The sequence below is a fragment of the Rhodococcus sp. NPDC060176 genome (assembly GCF_042728675.1).
In the GTDB taxonomy this organism is placed as follows: Bacteria; Actinomycetota; Actinomycetes; order Mycobacteriales; family Mycobacteriaceae; genus Rhodococcus_F.
In genome coordinates, this window is sequence record NZ_JBHWYS010000002.1 from 599,111 (window position 1) to 617,064 (window position 17,954).

Consider the following 17,954-nt stretch of genomic DNA (forward strand, 5'->3'; position numbering starts at 1 on the left):
CCGTTCGTGTCGCAGAACGTCCCGGTCGATGCACGAACTGCACACATCCCGCCCCTTCGCTGGAGCGCGGATGGATCGAGCGCTGCCTCAGGCTCGCACCGCAGCCCGCTCGGTGCGCAGAAATACTGGTAATGGACCACTACACCGGAGCGATGGAATTCTGCCGGTGCCGACATCCGTTCCACGGATCCTGATCGCGGCCGAATCGTCGACGTCCGCTGTCGAGCCGAGTCCCTCGGCGCCCCGGCTCGACAGCGGATCTCACACCTGAATCAGCTCAGCGAGCTCAGCAGCGGCTCGAGAAGCTTGTAGAGCTCGAAGATGCCGATGATCGTCGAAATGGAACCCATGGTGATCCTCCGTAATTCGTGAACTTTCCGTGACGTCGCGTCACAGGCAGAAAGCTAACAAACCCGGCATTCAAACGGGGACCTTGGATGTGTCCGGCAGATGAACTCCCTGCTCGCAGAATCATTTTGGTGACCAGCGTCATGCTTGTCGAGAAATAGGCCCGATCGTCACATCACCTGACACTGGCCGACGGCGACGGCGAACTTCGCCCGTCGTGGTCTCGCGATACCTGGCGCCACTTCCGCCCCATTCGACTCTTGCTTTGTGCGCTGACTCCGACTACATTTCTCCACAATAACGATACGCGTAACGAAATAACAAGACGCTCTACTGCACTGCCCGATACAACCAGTGCCACAACCCTTCCGGACTCTTGGTGGGGCGGCGCTTCGTCGCGTCCAGAAGCTCCTCACTCCCCGATCGAAAGAGAGCCCGATGACCACTGAGAGCAACTCCGGAAATCGGCAGCGACCGGTAGCAACAATTGCCAGCCTGACATTGCTGATCGCTGCGGTCGCCGCTCTCGAAAGCATCATCGTCCCCGCACTCCCCCTGGTACAGAGGGACTTCGGGGTGAGTGCCGACGTCGGGGCGTTGGCATCCGTCGCTCTGACGTTGAGCACCGTTCTCGTCACGCCGATGGCCGGCCGAATAGCCGACGTTTACGGCGCCCGTCCCACGTTGCTCGCGATCACGACCATCGTCGTCCTCGGCGGCAGTGTGTCCGCTCTCGCAACGATGTTCCCGCTATTTGTCCTCGGCCAGTTTCTCCAGGGATTCGGGCTCGGGTTGTTGCCCGTGAGCTTCGTGGTCCTGCGACGCACTCTGTCCTCGGAACAACTGAAAACTGCTACCGGATTGCTCGGTGCCGTCGTCGTCGCGGGCGGGGCTCTGGGAGTCGTGCTGGCGGGACCGGTAGCCGAAAACATCTCCCGCACAGCGATGTACGCAGTGCCGACCGCCTTCGTCCTCCTCGGCGCTCTTGCTTTTGCCGTGAGCACACCACGGGATCACAACTCGAACATCGGCGGCCGACTCGATTGGCCGGGAGCGGGCGGATTGGCGCTGGGGCTGCTGACGCTGACAGCATGGCTGGCGAGCGCGTCGAGCAACGGGTGGGGCGCACCGACGTCGATGCTGCTTGTTCTCGCTGCCGCTGCGGTGTTCTCGATCTGGGCCAGGTATCAGAGCCGGACACACGAGCCGATGGTCGACCTGACGATGATGCGGCATCGTTCGATGTGGAGCGCTGTGGTCGCCGGCGTGGTTTTCGGATTTACCTACGGCGCAGTCGTCTATCTCCTTCCGCAACAACTCGCCGTACCGGCGGAGAGCGGATTCGGCCGCGGCGCGTCGACCAGTGCCATCGGATTCCTGCTGTGCATCGGCTACGGCGCAGCGGTGATCGCCTCGGTGATCTCCGGAAAGTTGGCACAACGTGTGGGTACGAAAGCCGTTGCAGTAGCGGGAGTTGCCTTCCTCGGCCTCAGCGGCGCGGTCGGCGTCTTTGCCACGACAATGTGGCAGATCGTTGTCGTCCTGATCTTGGCGGGTACCGGCGTCGCCGCTGCGTCGACTGCAGTATTCGTCATCTCCGCCGACAGCGCAGCGGCAGACCGAGTGGGTGTCACCACGGCGATCATCACTATCGCCAGGTCGTTGGGTTCCGCCGTCGGGACCCAGATTGCTGCCGGGATCATCGCGGGCGCGACATCGTCAGGCGGTCTTCCCCAGCACTCGGCATTCGCCACAGCTTTCGGTGTAGCGGCAATCGTTGCGATTGTCGGACTCGTTGTCGCGGTGACGATGCCGAAGGCTGGGGCTGGGGCTACCGACGTTCAGTGGTCGTCGTCCTCGTCGAAGTCCGCGACTCCGCGCTTCCAGTAACCGGTGATCAGGTGATCGCCCGAGCTCAATCCGAGTTCGTCGCGCACGAATCTGCGAATCGGCTTGAGGCTGGTGGCCTCACCGGAGATCCAGGCGTAGACGCGTTCGCCCTCAGGGACGGTGACCGTCCGCACTGCCTGCTCGAGCAGATCCGAGTGACCGGCTGGGACGTCGCCGCGGTGCAGCCATCGCACCTCGACGCCTTCCGGAACGGTGAGTTCGATTTCCTGCGAAGGGTCGGTGATCTCGACGAACACCCACCCTGCTGCAGCAGCGGGCATCATCTCGAGCCAACGAGCAATGGCAGGAAGGGCGGTGATGTCGCCGGCGAGCAGATAGCGGTCGTAGGTCCACGGAACCACGATGCCGCCGGGCGGCCCGGCCACGTGCACCCGAGTGCCGATCGTTGCGGCCTGAGCCCAGTCAGAGGCGTAGCCACCTTCGTGGAGCGCGAAGTCGAGGTCCAACTCTCCACCCTCGGCGTCGTAGCGACGGACGGTGTACTCACGCGAAATCGGCAGTGGACGAGGCCACTTCAGGCTGAATCCGTCTCGTTCGGGCAGTCGCAAAGTGCCGTCGGCATCCGGATAGACAAGGCGGACATGCTCGTCGGGTGCGTGCGATTCGAAGCCCGCCAACTCGGGTCCACCCAAGGTCAGACGCAGCAGTCCTGATCCGACCATTTCGCTGCGAACAACTTCGAGTTCGCGAATACCGATGGGGTATGGCACTTTTGCACCGGTGTTGCCCGCCAGCACTTCGGCGATGGTCGCGAGGTGGTCTCCTCGGTTCATGAACTACCTTCCTTTTCCGGCGGAGCATTACCCACCGGCACAATGATGTCGGAGTGATCTACTTCGGTGATCTCCGAAGTTACCCGGCGCACCGAACCCAAGGTTGCCAGGAGCACCAGGCCCAGTGTCAGACCGGCGAGACCCAAGGCCAGCAGTGCGGCGCCAGGCTCGAGCCACTGCCCGAGGAACCCGGCTGCCATCGAACCGATCGCCGTGCCCGTCACGGCCTGCACCATCCACAGACTCGACACGCGTCCGCGCAATTCGTCCGGCGTGTTCTGTTGAAGGACGGCAAATCTCAAAATGTCGTTGAGGGCGCGTCCGAGGCCGAATCCGGCGAGACCGAGGAACGCGACGATAGCTGCTCCCGACGCACCCAGAACCACGAGGCCGAGCGGCATCAACGCTACCGAGATCAGCATCGCGGCACCGTTGCGGCGTACTCGTCCGGTCCAGCCGCTGGTGAGCGAACCGATCACGGCGCCGACGGCCGGTGCACCGTAGAGCAGACCGAGCATGGTGGGTCCGCCGCCGAGGACCTGGTCGACGAAGGCAGGCAGCAACACCATCGGCCCGCTGACGAACATGACCAACAGACCGCTGATCAGGATGCCGCGAATGACGGTGTGCGTGCCGGCGAATTTCACGCCGGTCACGAGCGCGCGCATCGGGCTTTCGTGATTCGTACCCGGTGCAGGCGACGGGCCTATGGCTTGGAACAACGTGACCGTTGCTGCGGTAGCCACGGCAGCAACAAAATATGTCGCGGGGATGCCGCCGGAGGCGATGATCACACCGGCGATTGCCGGCGAGATCATCGTCCCGATGTCCGTGGTCAGCGCTACCAACGCGCCGGCCGCTGCCATCTTGTTGCGCGGCAACAACGTCGGCATCAATGCCATCAGGGCCGAACTACTGACGCCGCCGGCCATTCCGTCGACAGCGGCCGCGACGTAGATGACCCACATCGACGGGTGCGGCATAAGCGCATTGCACCCGAGAATGACAAAGCCGAGACCCGCAGCGCTGCGGGCCAACTGGATTGTGCGTCGCCGGTCGTAACGATCAGCGAGCACGCCGCCGAACAGGCTGCCGAAGAACATGGCGATGGCCATCGCCGTGGACACTCCGGCAACCTGCAAAGTCGACCCGGTGAGCTGGTACGTCTGCGCGGGGACGGCTACGACGAGCAGTCCGATCCCGAGCAGCGAGATCAATCGCGCGGAAAAGGCGTACCTGAAGGGACGGCTGGTCCGCAAGGGTGAAACATCGATCACCAGCCCACCGAATCGAGTCATGCGAAGGTCTGGCCGATCAGGTCGAGAGTAGCCATTGCGCCGTCGTAGTCAGGACGGTAGCTGCTGGCGGGGAGCTCGAACGTCGTGCCTGCCTTGAACGACGGCAACTGCGAGTAGAGCGGATCGGTGGCAAGCTCGGCCATCGGGCGACCGGATACCGGAATGACAAAGGCGACAGGCGCATCGGCGACCTGCGAGAGCAGTTCCGGGCTGACCTCGAACGAGTCACCTGAGCCGAAGAGCTGCGGGTTGCCTGCCTTGGCCATGACGTCGTCGGCCTTGAAGCCGAGCTCGGCGAGCATCGCGGGCAGCGCGGCCGTCGGCGGAACGAGGTACGGCTTGTTGCTCGAGACCGAGAGGAAGTAGACGACGTTGCCCTCGGGAACCTTGATCTTGCCCTTGACCTCTTTGACCTTGTCCTCGTATGCGCTCATCAGTGCCGGAACCTGGTCGGAACGGCCCGCCGCGTCGGCGACGATTTCGAGCTGCTTGTCCCACGCGGCGACCGTCTTGGGGACCAAGACGGTGGGTGCGATAGCGGTGAGCTGATCGTAGAGTTCCTCGGCCTGAACCGAGGTGATGCCCTGTCCACCGCCGATGATCAGGTCGGGTTCAGCCGCCGCGACGGCTTCGATGTTGAGCTGCTCGCCGGCCGGCAATTCCTTGGTGCCCTGCGCCTTTGCGGCGTCCGACCATGCCGGCGGGAATCCACCGTCGAGGTTCGTGACACCGAGGACGCGGGTATCGGTGGCAACCACCGGTGCGTCCAGGGCGTACAGGTATCCGGCGAGACCGCCGCTCAGAACCACGATGCGCTCCGCTGACGCGGGCACGGTGACCGAACCCTTCTCGGTTTCGATCACGCGGGTCGTGGGCTCTGCAGCCTTGGTCGGTTCGTCGTTCGAATCGCTACTGCAACCGATCATCGCCACGAGTGCGACGATCAGCAACCCTGCGATGGCGACGAATCGTCGCCAACTCCGTATCGCGAGGGGCGGTGTGGACTTCATCATTGAGCTCCCATTGTGTTTCCAACTGTGTGGTTTTCGACTGTGCGGTTTCGAACTCTGTGGCCTGTGCGTTTCGACAGACGACTGTCGAGCAGCGGGGCAATTGCCGCCCACCCGGCTGGGGTCACCAATCCGGCGTGGTCGTAGGGCAGATGATGTACTGCCATGTCCCGGTCTCCGCGGACTCTGCGCCAGCGATCGGCCAGCACTTGTCCGGACGCCTCGGCGTCGGCGGTGATCAGAGTAACCGGTCCGTCGTACGTTGTGTCAGTCGAGCGGGCCGCGAGCAAACGAGTGGCATCAAATCCAGCGCGAACTGCCTCGACCAGTGCCGGTGCCTGAGTGAGGATCTCGGGTGGCAGCGCGGCAGCAAGATCGCGGTCGTCGACGTCGTCGCGGTCGCGCTCGTCGCGATCTCCCAGTGGATGAGTATCGATCAGACCCGCGAACTCCACCGTCTCGCCGATATCGACCAACTGAGCCGCCATCGCGGCAACGACGTTGCCACCGAACGAGTATCCGAGCAGGTGGTACGGCCCGCTCGGCTGCACGCCCCGAATCGTGTCGACGTACATCGCTGCCAGTTGATCCACGTTCGTCGGTTCGAGTGGCTCTCCGGCGACAGTGGGCAATTGAAGGCCGAACAGAGGACGGTCAGCCTCGAGTACGCCGGTCAAAGGTGCGAAGGGCCAAGCGAATCCACCTGCCGGGTGTACGCAGAACAGTGGCTCACCGCTGCCTTCGGCTCGCAGCGTCAGGAGGTGATCGCGGCTCAGGTCGACCTCGGACCCCGATTCGTCAAGGTGTGCTGCGAGCTCGGCAACTGTAGGACGGGCCATCAGCGTTCCCACACCGACGCTCACCGACAGGTCGTGCTCCACCTCCCCCACCAGTCGCATGGCTCGAAGCGAGTCGCCGCCGAGATCGAAGAAGCTCTCTTCGGGATCCACGACCTCGACGCCGAGAACCCGCGCAAAGACCTGGCACAGTTGCCTTTCCATCTCGGTGCGCGGTGCTCGGGCCGCCGCTCGGGCGGGGGGTGCCGGAAGCGCACCCCGGTCCAGTTTCCCGTTGGGCGTCAGGGGGATCGAATCCACGACAACGATGTCCGACGGAACCAGGTGCGCCGGTACCCGTTCCCGCAGCGCAGCTCGTAGATCGGTTGAATCGGCCCCGGATTCCTCGATGACGTAGCCCACCAGTCGCGGCGGCGCACCGTCTTCGCTACGGACGGAAGCGGCGGCTCTCAGCACTCCCGGCAACGACGCGAGCGCAGATTCCACTTCACCCAATTCGATCCGAATGCCTCGGATCTTGACCTGGTGGTCCGCGCGACCCAGGTATTCGAGTTCACCGTCGCGGCGACGCAGCACGACGTCACCCGTGCGGTACATGCGCCCGCCGACGGAGAAGGGATCAGCGACGAACACGGCGGAGGTCAGCGCGGTCCGGCGAAGGTAGCCCATCGCCGTTCCGTCTCCGGACATGTACAGCTCGCCCACCGCACCGATCGGAACCTCACGCAGACCCGAATCGAGTACCCGCGCAGATGCGTTCAGAATCGGACGACCCAAGCACGGCGTCTCGCTGCCTTGAACCGGGGATCCCATCGCGTTGATCGTGAATTCGGTAGGCCCGTATAGGTCGTACCCGTCGACACCGTCCTGATCGCGTAGCCGCGACCACAGTTCGGCCGGCACCGCTTCGCCGCCGAGCATCACCAACACCGGCGTCCGCTCACCGTCGAGAAGACCGGCAGCCATCAGTTCCCGTGCATACGAGGGGGTTACGTTCACGACGTCGATCCCGACTTCGCGGTAGTGCTTCACCAGCGACGCGGGGTCGAGTCGCGCCTGCTCGTCGATCACGTGAACTTCATGCCCGGCGAGCAACCAGAACAGTTCCTCCCACGACATGTCGAACGAGAACGAGACTGTGTGCGCGATGCGCAGACGTCGACCACCCACACTGTTTTCGGTAGGGGTGAAGATCTCGGCCTTGTGGTTGTGATACATCGTCGTCAGCCCGCGGTGCCCCACGACGACACCCTTCGGTTTCCCGGTACTGCCCGAGGTGTAGATGACGTAGGCAGGCTGATCCGGTGAGGTCGGCCCGCACACCGCGGCCTCGTCGACAACAGGTGCCGGAGACTGCCCGTCGAGTACCCCGACCACGTCCGGGTCGTCGAGGACGACGCACGCCTGTCCGGCGAGAACAACGAGGTCACGCGTCTGCGTCGTAGTGACCACCAGCGCCGCGTCGGAGTCGAGGATCAGTTCGCGCAATCGTGCCGGTGGGTGAGCCAGATCCAAGGGGAGGTAGGCCGCTCCGGTTCTCATTACAGCGAAGATCGCGACGACGTGATCGGCGGTACGCGGAAGTGCGAGCGCCACAACGCGGGAAGGTCCTGAACTCCCTTCGCCCGACGCCGACCCCTCGAGCGCCGACACGAGTATCCGAGCCAGCCTGTCCACCCGAGCGTTCATCTCGGCGGCACTGAGTGTGACGTCACCGAAGACCAGTGCCGTCTCGTCCGGTGTGGCCGCCGCCCTTTCGCGTAGCAGTGCGTCCACGCTGCCGCCGGCCTGATCCGGCCGCGGCATCACGATGTGCTGTGAGGCGAATTCCGCGGGAGTGTACGAAAGCGGAATCGTCGTGTCCGCCACCGTAGCCGTATCGGCATTCGCCATCACTTCGAGGATCGTGACGGTCCGTGAGAGGACGTCCCGAGCCACGTCGTGGGGAATCAGGTCGGGACGATTTTCGAGAGTCAGTGCCATCGCCGCATCCCCGACGCCGGGATCCACGTCGAGCGTGAGCGCATAGTGAGTGCCGTCCACCGCATCGAATCCGACGATCCCACTGCGCCCGAACGTGTCTCGACGTGCCTGTTCGTCGCGAGGGGTGTTGCGGAAAACGTAGAGCGTGTCGAAGAGCGTGGCGAACCCTGCGCTTCGCTGCACGTCGCCGAGCCCGAGATGGTGATGCTCCAGCAGCGAACCCTGTTCGCGGAACAGGCGTCCGAGCAACGCCGAGATCTCCTCCCCTGGCCGTACCCGGACACGCACCGGAATGGTGTTGAGCGCCAAGCCCACCATTCGGTCAGCGCCCTCGACCTCTGGTGAACGTCCCGAAACCGTCGATCCGAAGACCACGTCGTCTCGGCCCGTCACGGCGCGCAATGCCAGGCCCCACGCCGCAGAAACCACGGTGGACAGCGTCACACCGCTGCGCCTGGCCAATTCGCGAACTTGCTCGGTGATGTTCTGCTCGAGCTGAACTCGGGTGAACACCGGCAACGGAGCACGTCCACCTGATCCCGAACCTCCCACCAGTGTGGGCTGCTCGAGATCTGCGAGGTAGTTCTTCCAAGACGAGAGTGCGTCCGTGCGATCCGCTTCGGCGATCCATCGCAGGTGATCACGGAAGTCCGCGGGCGCGGCGAGCGCGCCGTCGAGTGCAACCGGGTCCGTGCCGTGCGAGCGGGCGAACTCGTAGAGCGCGAACAACTCCGCGTACATCAAGGTCTGCGACCAACCGTCGGTCAGCAGGTGGTGTTGGGTGAAGACGAGGTGCGCTCCCCCACCTGGCAACCAGACCAACACCATTCGGATGAGTGGCGGCGCAGTCAAGTCGAACAGCCTGCCGAATTCGGCCTCGTCGACGGCGCGAACCTCGCGATCGATGTCCTCGGTTGCGACTGCGCTCAGATCGATCTCTCGAAACGGCATGTCGGCTGCCCTGGGCACGAACTGCACCGGGGCATCGAACCCGGCGTGCGTGAAGCCCGCCCGCAAGTTCGGGTAACGCCGCAAGAGCGCATCCCCTGCTGCGCGGAGTGAGCGGACGTCGATGTCGGCGTCGGCAGCGAACTCGAATCTCGGCTGCATGTGATAGGCATCCGTACCGCCGGCGCCGTCGAGAACCGACTGGAAGTACATCCCTTCCTGCAGAGGTCCGAGCGGTAGCACGTCCTGCCAGCCCGGGCTGAGCGACTCGAGCCGCGTCCGACGATCTGTGTCGACGGCTACGAGCGGAGTCGGCGCACGATCCGGCACGGTGTCGGGCAATGCCTTTCGGTCGACCTTCCCGTTGAGAGTGAGCGGGAGCGCTTCGAGCACCGTGATGGTCTGCGGCACCATGTGTTCGGGGAGCAGCCGCGCAATCTCCTTGCGCACCAGTACCGAATCGAGCGTGGTTCCACCTTCGGGGACCACGTATCCGTGCAGACTTCCGGTACCCGCCGCATCGACACGGACGGTGGCTGCAGCGCGGAACACACCGGCTACGGTTCCGAGCGCGCCCTCGACCTCGCCGAGTTCGATGCGGAAACCGCGAACCTTCACCTGATCGTCTGCACGACGAAGGAAATGCATAACCCCTCGCCTGCGTCGAACCAGATCTCCGGTGCGGTAGAGGCGTGCCCCCGGCAGAGAAGGATCGGCGACAAACCGGGCGACGGTCAGATCGGGGCGGTTCAGGTATCCGCGAACCACCTGCGCGCCGCCCAGATACAGCTCACCCGCAACCCCTTCCGGAACCTCGCGCAGGTCGTCGTCGAGGATTCGTACGTGTACTTCGGTCCAGGGCCGACCGATCGTGACTCGGTCACCAGTCGTGATGACCGAAGACGTCGCCCAGACCGTGGCCTCGGTGGGTCCGTACACATTCCGGACCGAAGCAGCGTTGGCAACCAGTTCGTCGGCCAGATCCTGCGGGAGGGCTTCCCCTCCCACCAAGGCGCGCACCGCGGCGAGGTGGGCCGCATTCTCGTGTTCGGTGACCACTCGCCACAGTGCCGGCGTTGCCTGCATCACTGTCGCGTCACTCGCGATGATCAACGCCAACAACGCATCCGGGTCGCGAACCGTCGAACGGTCGGCGATCACGACGGTAGCGCCCGCAGCGAGCGGGCACAGAAGCTCGAGTGCCGCAATGTCGAACGACACCGTTGTCACCGCGACAATGCGATCACCCGGCCTGATCCAGCGATCCTCGACGACGGTGTCCGCGAAGGCCGCGAGGTTGGCAGTCGAGACCATCACGCCCTTGGGGCGACCGGTCGAGCCGGAGGTGTGGATCATGTATGCCAGGTGATCACCCGCACCCGGCGGCGGCGGAAGCACGACATCGACGTTGGTGAACTCACCGTCCACGAACACACTCGTGGGCACTGCCGACGGAAGCTGTCCTGCGCTGTGGATACTGGTCAGGACACACACCGGCGCCGCATCGTCGATCATGAACTCGAGTCGCTCACTCGGGTAGTCGACGTCGAGCGGCAGGTACACCGCGCCGATGCGCAGTACCGCGAGCAGTCCCGCCACCAGATCGGCACCTCGATCGAGCGCGACGGCGACTACCTTCTCGGGTCCTGCGCCGACCGCGAGCAGTTCGCGGGCCAGTTCGTCGACGCGTGCCGACAGCTCTCCGTAGGTGATTCCGGCCTCACCGCAGACCACCGCGATGTCGTCGGGATGACGGCTGACCTGTCGAGCGAACAACTGCGAGATACCTGCCGGTGGCGTCGTGCGTCGGCCCGGGTCACGATCCGACTTATTCTCCGGCAGCCGCAGATCTGCGACGACAGTGGTGTTTTCGTGACCCAGGACCGCGATCACACCGTCGAGCAATGCGTCCGCGGTGGATGCGTCGAACAGCCCGGCATCGACCGTCAATCGAAGTTCTGTTGCGGTTCGGACGAATTCGAGGTCGGCGCTCGCTTCGAGAGAGTGACCGACACGGGCAGCGAACAGGCTGCCACTGGGGCGCCCGAGTAGTTCGGCGATACGGTCGAGGCTGACATCGGAATGCGCCCGCGCCTCCGACAGCGCGTTTTCGACTCGTCGAACGACATCGGCAATTCTGGGCCGCCCGGACAGGTCGACCCGAATGAGGGTGTCCGCCTCTTCCGAGGACAGTCCGACAGCAAGGTCTCGACCACCTCCGAAGCCGTTCAGCGTCGCTGCGACCGCGGCCAACAGCACCGTGTCGAATCCCGAGCCGTCACCGAACCGAGCATCGCGAAGCTGACGGACGTAGGTGTGCGGACGGTATTCCGCGCCTCGCGGGCGGTCGTAGGGAAGGTCCGTTTCGAGGGGCAAGCCTGCAAGCGTGCGAACCCAGTACCGCTCGTGATCAGGATTTCCAGCCACAGCCGAGGGGCGGACCGTTCGCGCGTCCACGGTGGGTCGATCAACGACAGCAACCGAATCCGGCGAGAACTTCTTGCGATCGATGTGGGCAGTCGCGGCAAGGCCGAGGGGGGTCGGGGTGTCGAAGACATCCGAGACGACGACGCGGATGCCCATCTTCCGCAGACTTCCCACCAACCGCATCGCAGTGAGCGAGTGGCCGCCGAGAGTGAAGAAGTTTTCGCCCGGATCGACGTCGGAAATTTCCAACACCGTTGCGACACAAGCGCACACTGCATCGACGACAGCGGGATCGGCATCGACTACCTGATCCGGCGCGACTGCCTTTTCGGTGACAGCCACCGCATCGACAGCGGGGCGTGACTGAGGGACAACCTTCAGCACAGCGGATGCCGGAGCTGTCGGCTCTGTCAGCAACGCACGCAATATCTCGGCGAGCCGGGTAGCCATTTGCTGCGCCGTGGCTTCGGAAACGACTGCCGGATCGTGGTACAGAACCAGATCCAGACCGGTGCTCGGCGGCGCCATCAACGTCATCGGATAGTGCGTGACCCCGCGATTGGTGAATCCCTCGACCCGAAGGGTGTGCGACGCGGGCTGTCCCGCACCGGAGTTCGGGAAGTTCTCGAACACCAGGAGTGTGTCGAACAGTTGCCCGATCCCGGCTATGCGCTCGATCTCGGCCAAACTGGTGTGCTCGACGTCCACGATGTCGAACTGCGCGTTCTGCAGCCCGGCGAACTGATCCAGCAAAGGCTCGTCAGTGTCGATGTCGAGGCGGGCCGGAATCGTGTTGCTGAACAACCCGACCATTCCCTCCACCCCGGAGAGTTCGGCAGGTCGGCCAGACACGGTGGCCCCGAACACGACGTCCCACGCTCCCGTTGCCTCGGCGAGCGCTGCCGCCCACGCTCCCTGGACCAGCGTGTTGATCGTCAGCGCCCGCGCACGGCCGAGTTCGATCAACGCGTCGGCATCCGATGCCGCGAGCGGAACCTCGAGCGCCACGGGCACACTCCGCGGTGCCCCTACCTCGGCAACGAGGGTCGGCGCGGTGAGCCCACGCAAACGCTCACTCCACGCTGCTCGAGCTGAGTCCTGATCACGGCCGGCGATCCACGCCAGGTAGTCGCGGTACGGTGTCGGTGTGGGGAGGTGCGCGTCGCCGTCGTGGTAGACGTTCATCAACTCGCGCAAGACGATCGGCGTCGACCACCCGTCGGTGAGCAGGTGGTGCGCGTTGAGGATCAGTCGGTGCACCCCACCGGGCAGCCTGACGAGTAGTGCGCGCAGTAGCGGCGGTGTGTTGACGTCGAAGACATGCTCGGCGGCCTCGTCCTCGAGCTGATCTGCAGAGCGCAATGCAGTGGACTCTGGAACCGACGTCAGGTCGACCGAACGCCATGCAACCTTGGCACCGCACGGAATGACCTGAACGGGACGTTCGAACTGCTCGTAGTGGAAGGCTGCGCGCAGGTTCGGGTGCCGGTCGATCACGGTCTCGAACGCGTCGGCCAACTTCACCTCGTCCAACGAGCCGGAGAGATCAAAACGCGCAGTGAGCGTGTAGACGTCTGCGGCGCCGTCGCGGACCGCGTGGAACAAGAGACCTTCCTGTAGCGGCGAGAGCGGAAGCACATCGGCGAGTGGTCCGTGGACGGCTTCGAGTTCGTTGATCCCGGCCTGATCGACCACGGCGCCTTGGCCGAAGATCGTGGCGGAGCAATCGGAAGGCGTCAAACCACCGGCGAAGAGCGCGGCATGCGCTGTCAGCGCAGCAAGCGCCCGTTCCCAATGTGCTTGCAGCTCGACGATTGTCGCTTCGTCGAGCACCGCACCGGCCGCAGTCCACTCGACTGCCAGCGTCGGCGCGCCGTCCTCACGGACAAATGCGTTGAGCGCCAACACTTCCGACATTGCCTTGGTGGCCGGTTCGATTACCGCGAATGCATCCTCTTCCGGCAATCGCCATCCGGTTCCGGGCAGGGACGGGAAGCGGCCGAGATAGTTGAGCAGCAGTTCGGGAGCAGCACACTCGGAAAGATCAGAGGCAGCGTCGGGATCCAGATGCCGGAGAACTCCGTAACCGACTCCACCTGCGGGCACAGCTCGTTTTGCCTCCTTCACCGCACGCAGCAGATGCCCGGCGGCTGCTCCGCCACTGAGCGCGTCGGCAAGATCCTCGGCGGTCATCAGTGCGGCGGTGGGCACTCGAACCGGGAATTCACTGGTGAACCACCCGATGGTTCCGGCGAAGTCGGTGTCGCTGGTGAGCGCGTCGCGTCCATGGCCCTCGACGGTGACGGTCTGCGCGGGCAGCCCGATTCGGCCCCGGCTGTGCTGCCACGAGCGCAATGCAAGCATCAATCCCGCGAGAAGCACTTCGTCGGCCTTGGCTCGATACGCCGCCGGAAGTGTGGTCAACAACGCGTCGGTGACGGCCGGCGGCGCAACAGTTGTCGTGCGGGAGGCGGTTGCGCTCACGTCGACTTTCGGGTCGAGACGACGGCTGCCGATAGGCGCGTCATTCACCTGCACCGATGAAGACTTCCAGTACTCGAGCTCTGATGCCCTGCTGCCCGAGGTCCCGAATTCTGCGAGCAACCCCGCGTATCGGCGCCACGAACTGCCGCCTGTAGCCAACCGGGCCGACCTACGCTCGCGTGCAGCGTCGGTAGCTTCGTGGAGATCGGGAAGCAGTATTCGCCAGGACACGCCGTCGACGATCAGATGGTGAGCCACCATGATCAATTTGTCGGGTCGACCGGCCTCGGTATTGACCAGCACAACTCGCAGGAGTTCACCGGCGCGAGGGTCGAGACTCGCCGCCGACGCCTCGGCGAGCTCTCTGATCCGGTGCGGCTCGGAACTGTCGGACACTTCGCGAACGAGTCCCTCGCTGCGTACCGCGCCCGCGTCCCGGACGATCAATTCGGTAGTACCGCTCTCGTTGTCACGCCGCAGCAGCAGACGCAGCGCGTCGTGGTGATCGAGGATCGTCTGTACGCCGGTCTGCAGGTCACCGAGCGAGAGTCCGTCGTCGATGCGCACTGCGGTCCACTGCGCGTAGCCCGCAATTGCCTCGTCAGTCGAATTCTTGTCGATCAGTGCCCGAACGATCGGCGGAGCGATCACGGTGCCGGTCGCCACGTCCACGACCGCTGCAGCGACGTCGGCCTGATCGTCAATTTCACGCGCCGCAGCGGCGATGGTTCCCAGATCTCGCTGTGCAAGTAGCTCTTTCGGAGCAACGACCAGTCCGCGCACCCGCAGGCGACTGCTGACGCTGATTGCCGTGATGCTGTCACCACCGAGGCCGAAGAAGTCCTCGTCCACGCCGACGCGTTCGCGGCCGAGCACCTCGGCCACCACGTCACAGAGAATTTCTTCGTGAGGTGTGGAGGCCGCGCGACCTTCCGACTCGACAGCCGGGGCGGGTAGTGCCGCACGATCGAGCTTTCCGTTCACCGTGACCGGCAGTTCGTCCAGAACGACGATTGCGGCGGGAACCAGATGATCGGGTACGCGACCGGCGAGGTCACGGCGCAACTCTTCCTGCGGCCCAAGCACCGCGCCGACAGCGGCGACAACGTAGCCGACCAGGCTGGGCCGTCCCCCATCCGTGCGGATCAGCGCGGCAGCCGCACCGATGCCGGGAACCGATCCGAGAACAGCCTCGACCTCGCTCAATTCGACTCGATGTCCGCGGATCTTGACCTGCTTGTCGCTGCGACCTATGAAGTCGTATCCCCGCCCCGGCACCCAGCGCGCCACGTCCCCGGCGCGGTACATGAGATCTCCCGGAGCCCCGAAGGGATCCGCGACGAAACGCTCGGAAGTCGCGCCGGCTCGACCGAGGTACCCCCTGGCCAATTGCGGTCCGGCCAGGTAGAGCTCACCTCGTTCACCGTCGGCGACCGGTTCGAGCGCGCTGTCGAGCAGGTATGCCCGGGTGCCCGCGAGCGGGTACCCGATACGCGGTCCGGCACCGACGACCGTGGTCGCGATCGCGTCGACCGTCGTTTCCGTGGGGCCGTACAGGTTTCGAGCCGGCACTCCGGATTCGATGATCGCGTCCCACAGTGCCGGCGGTGCCGCCTCGCCGCCCACGACGAGGAGCTGCAACCGCTGCGTGCTCAGCAATCCGTTGTCCACCATCGCTGCCGCCATCGACGGCGTCGTGTCGACCACGTCGACACGATCTCGCTCGAACACCGCGACCAGGGCAACGGCGTCCTTCTGCAGTTCCTCGTCGTATACGTGTACCCGATGACCAGACAGCATCCACAACAGCTGATCGAGAGACGCGTCGAAGGCGAACGACGCCGTGTGCGCGGTGTGCAGTTGGCGGTTTCCGACGCGCTCGGCGGTGTCCCGGTAGATGGTGGCGCGATGGTGGTGAAGCAGGTGCGCCAATCCACCGCTTCTGACCAACACGCCCTTGGGCTTGCCGGTCGATCCTGAGGTGTAGATGACGTACGCCAGGTGGTCACCATGCCGCGCCGCTGCCAGTTCACCGAGTTCGAGTGGAAGCTCGGAATTGGCACGGAGTTCTTCGCGCACCGCGTCGGAATCGAGGACGAGCGGCTCGGGCCGAGAATCCCCGGCGAGTTGCTCAGCCAGAGTGGAAGTGGAGAGCACGACCTTCGGCTGTGCGTCGTCGATCAGATCCCGCAACCGCTCGGCCGGGTACTGCGGATCCAGGGCCACGTACGCTGCGCCCGCGTCCAATGTCGCGAACAGCGCCACCACCATCTCGGACGTACGCGGAAGCGCAAGTCCGACAATGTCGTCCGGGCCGACATCGCGGGCCCGAAGCAACCGGGCGAGCTTGCGGACGCGGGCACCGAGTTCTGCGCCTGTCAAACGCTCCTCACCGCACACGAGGACTGTGTCATCCGCGTGCTCGACGACGATGCGATCGAAGACGTCGGGGACGAGGTCGACAGAGCCGGGCACAGGTTCGGTCTCGCGGCCGGCAAGAATCCGGGCAGCTTCGGGCGCCGTCATCATCTCCACCTGACCGACGGCAGGATCTCCCTCCCCGACCATCGCGTTGACGATGCTGACAAAACCGGCGAGGCGACGCTGAACCGAATCCCGAGTATTGGTACGTGCGTCCACTTCGAATCCGAGTAGAACTTCGCCGTCCGCAATGGGGGTCACCGTCAAACCCAGGTCCTCCGGCGGCCCCCCGGCGACGTTACGCAGTACACCCACAGCGCCGGCGAAATCGAGGGCGAAGTCGAAAGCCTTGAGATTGATTCCGATCCCGTGAAGCAGTGCGCCGGTGCCGGCGACGCCCAGGTCCCGAGCAAGATTCTCACCACGGTATCGCTGGTGCGCGCGCAGGCTTTTCATCGTGGCGGCCACCTGCTTACTCAGATCACCGAGTCGATCGTGGCTGCGAATTGTCAACCGGAGTGGCAGGACGTTGACTGCCATGGCCGGCGTCTTGAGTGCCGTGCGCCCCACGCGCGCCATCAGTGGCATCGCGATGACAACATCCGTCTCGCCGAGCAGCCGGTGGAGAAACGCGCCGTAGCAGGCGATCAGGGCCTCGGCCCACGTTGTTCCCGTCGCGTCTGCCACCTCTTTGAGGCGGTGGAGAGCGTCGGCGGTAATGACTTCGCGAACCTGGATCGTTCGTTCCGCCGGACCGGTGACCTGCTGGCCGCGTCCGTCCAACGCGGGCAACGGCGTCAGGACATCACGCCAGTAGTCACGATCTTCCACGAACTGTTCGCCCGACCGGTATGCCTCGTCCTCGGTCACCAGGTCGGTCATCGAACCGAATCGCGTTGGCGCTACGTCGGTTCCCTTCTTCGCGGCCGTGTAGTGCGCGGCGACTCGGCGCGAAATCATGGCCGCGCTGTATCCGTCGACGATCAGGTGGTGATAGAGCTGGATGCACCAGATCTCGCGATCGGAGAGCCTGATCAGCGAGTAGGTGTACAGCGGACGCTCCACCATCACGCGGCAGTACTCGGAGGCCCGGCTACGCTCGGCGTCGACCAGTGCGTGCGCCACGGCCACCGGATCACGCTCGTCACGGACGTCGGTGACGGGAATGACGCCAACCGGCTCGCCTGAGATGTACTGACGCGGCCCGTCCGCTGTCTCGATCATCCGCAGCCGCATGGTTTCGGCTTCACCGATCGTCGCAGTGATGGCGGCTGTCAGAAGTTCGGTGTCGATCGGTTCGTCGCCGGAGATTTCGAGCACCTCGCCGACGAGGTAGCTCCGGGATTCGGGATCGAGTCTCTGTGCGTTCCAAATCCCGAGTTGAGCTCCTGTGAGAGCAAACGTAGCTTCGCTCGCCGCTCCGGAGTTCGAACCTGGAAGAACGCTCACACTGATCCCCTCGTCTGTGGACACACGTCACCCAAGGGTGACCTAACGTCATTTTGGGTAGCCTAAACTAAATGTCGATGAATCGGGGAATCCGCCCCGCCCCCG

General features: G+C 64.5%; 5 protein-coding genes. 1 reads left to right on the plus strand and 4 read right to left on the minus strand.

Annotation, left to right across the window (positions count from 1 at the left end; translation table 11 throughout):
- Positions 1 to 786 precede the first annotated feature (786 nt).
- Positions 787 to 2,238: an MFS transporter gene (locus ACFWEM_RS11150; protein ID WP_378533512.1), complete on the plus strand. Its 1,452-nt coding sequence runs from the start codon at positions 787 to 789 to the stop codon at positions 2,236 to 2,238.
- Here the strand turns inward: ACFWEM_RS11150 and ACFWEM_RS11155 are convergent.
- Genes ACFWEM_RS11155 through ACFWEM_RS11170 form a run of 4 tightly spaced genes read right to left on the minus strand, consistent with a single transcriptional unit; the run spans position 2,190 to position 17,849 of the window.
- Positions 2,190 to 3,032 carry a siderophore-interacting protein gene (locus ACFWEM_RS11155; protein ID WP_378533514.1) on the minus strand — a complete coding sequence of 281 codons (843 nt, stop codon included), beginning with the start codon at positions 3,030 to 3,032 and terminating at the stop codon, positions 2,190 to 2,192. The genes ACFWEM_RS11150 and ACFWEM_RS11155 overlap by 49 nt on opposite strands.
- Complete coding sequence (gene entS / locus ACFWEM_RS11160; RefSeq protein WP_378533516.1) at positions 3,029 to 4,330, minus strand: enterobactin transporter EntS; 1,302 nt, start codon at positions 4,328 to 4,330, stop codon at positions 3,029 to 3,031. Before entS ends, ACFWEM_RS11155 begins: the two co-directional genes overlap by 4 nt.
- A complete protein-coding gene (locus ACFWEM_RS11165; RefSeq protein WP_378534534.1) occupies positions 4,327 to 5,340 on the minus strand; it encodes a Fe2+-enterobactin ABC transporter substrate-binding protein in 1,014 nt (337 codons plus the stop codon). The genes entS and ACFWEM_RS11165 overlap by 4 nt, the downstream gene beginning before the upstream one ends.
- Positions 5,340 to 17,849, minus strand: a complete 12,510-nt coding sequence (locus ACFWEM_RS11170; protein WP_378533518.1) for an amino acid adenylation domain-containing protein — start codon at positions 17,847 to 17,849, stop codon at positions 5,340 to 5,342. The genes ACFWEM_RS11165 and ACFWEM_RS11170 overlap by 1 nt, the downstream gene beginning before the upstream one ends.
- Positions 17,850 to 17,954: the final 105 nt, after the last annotated feature.

What these genes read in the sequence shown, in the direction of transcription:
- ACFWEM_RS11155 (WP_378533514.1), bottom strand. Translation starts at nt 3,032, where the DNA reads ATGAACCGAGGAGACCACCTCGCGACCATCGCCGAAGTGCTGGCGGGC.
- ACFWEM_RS11150 (WP_378533512.1), top strand. Translation starts at nt 787, where the DNA reads ATGACCACTGAGAGCAACTCCGGAAATCGGCAGCGACCGGTAGCAACA.
- ACFWEM_RS11165 (WP_378534534.1), bottom strand. Translation starts at nt 5,340, where the DNA reads ATGAAGTCCACACCGCCCCTCGCGATACGGAGTTGGCGACGATTCGTC.
- entS (WP_378533516.1), bottom strand. Translation starts at nt 4,330, where the DNA reads ATGACTCGATTCGGTGGGCTGGTGATCGATGTTTCACCCTTGCGGACC.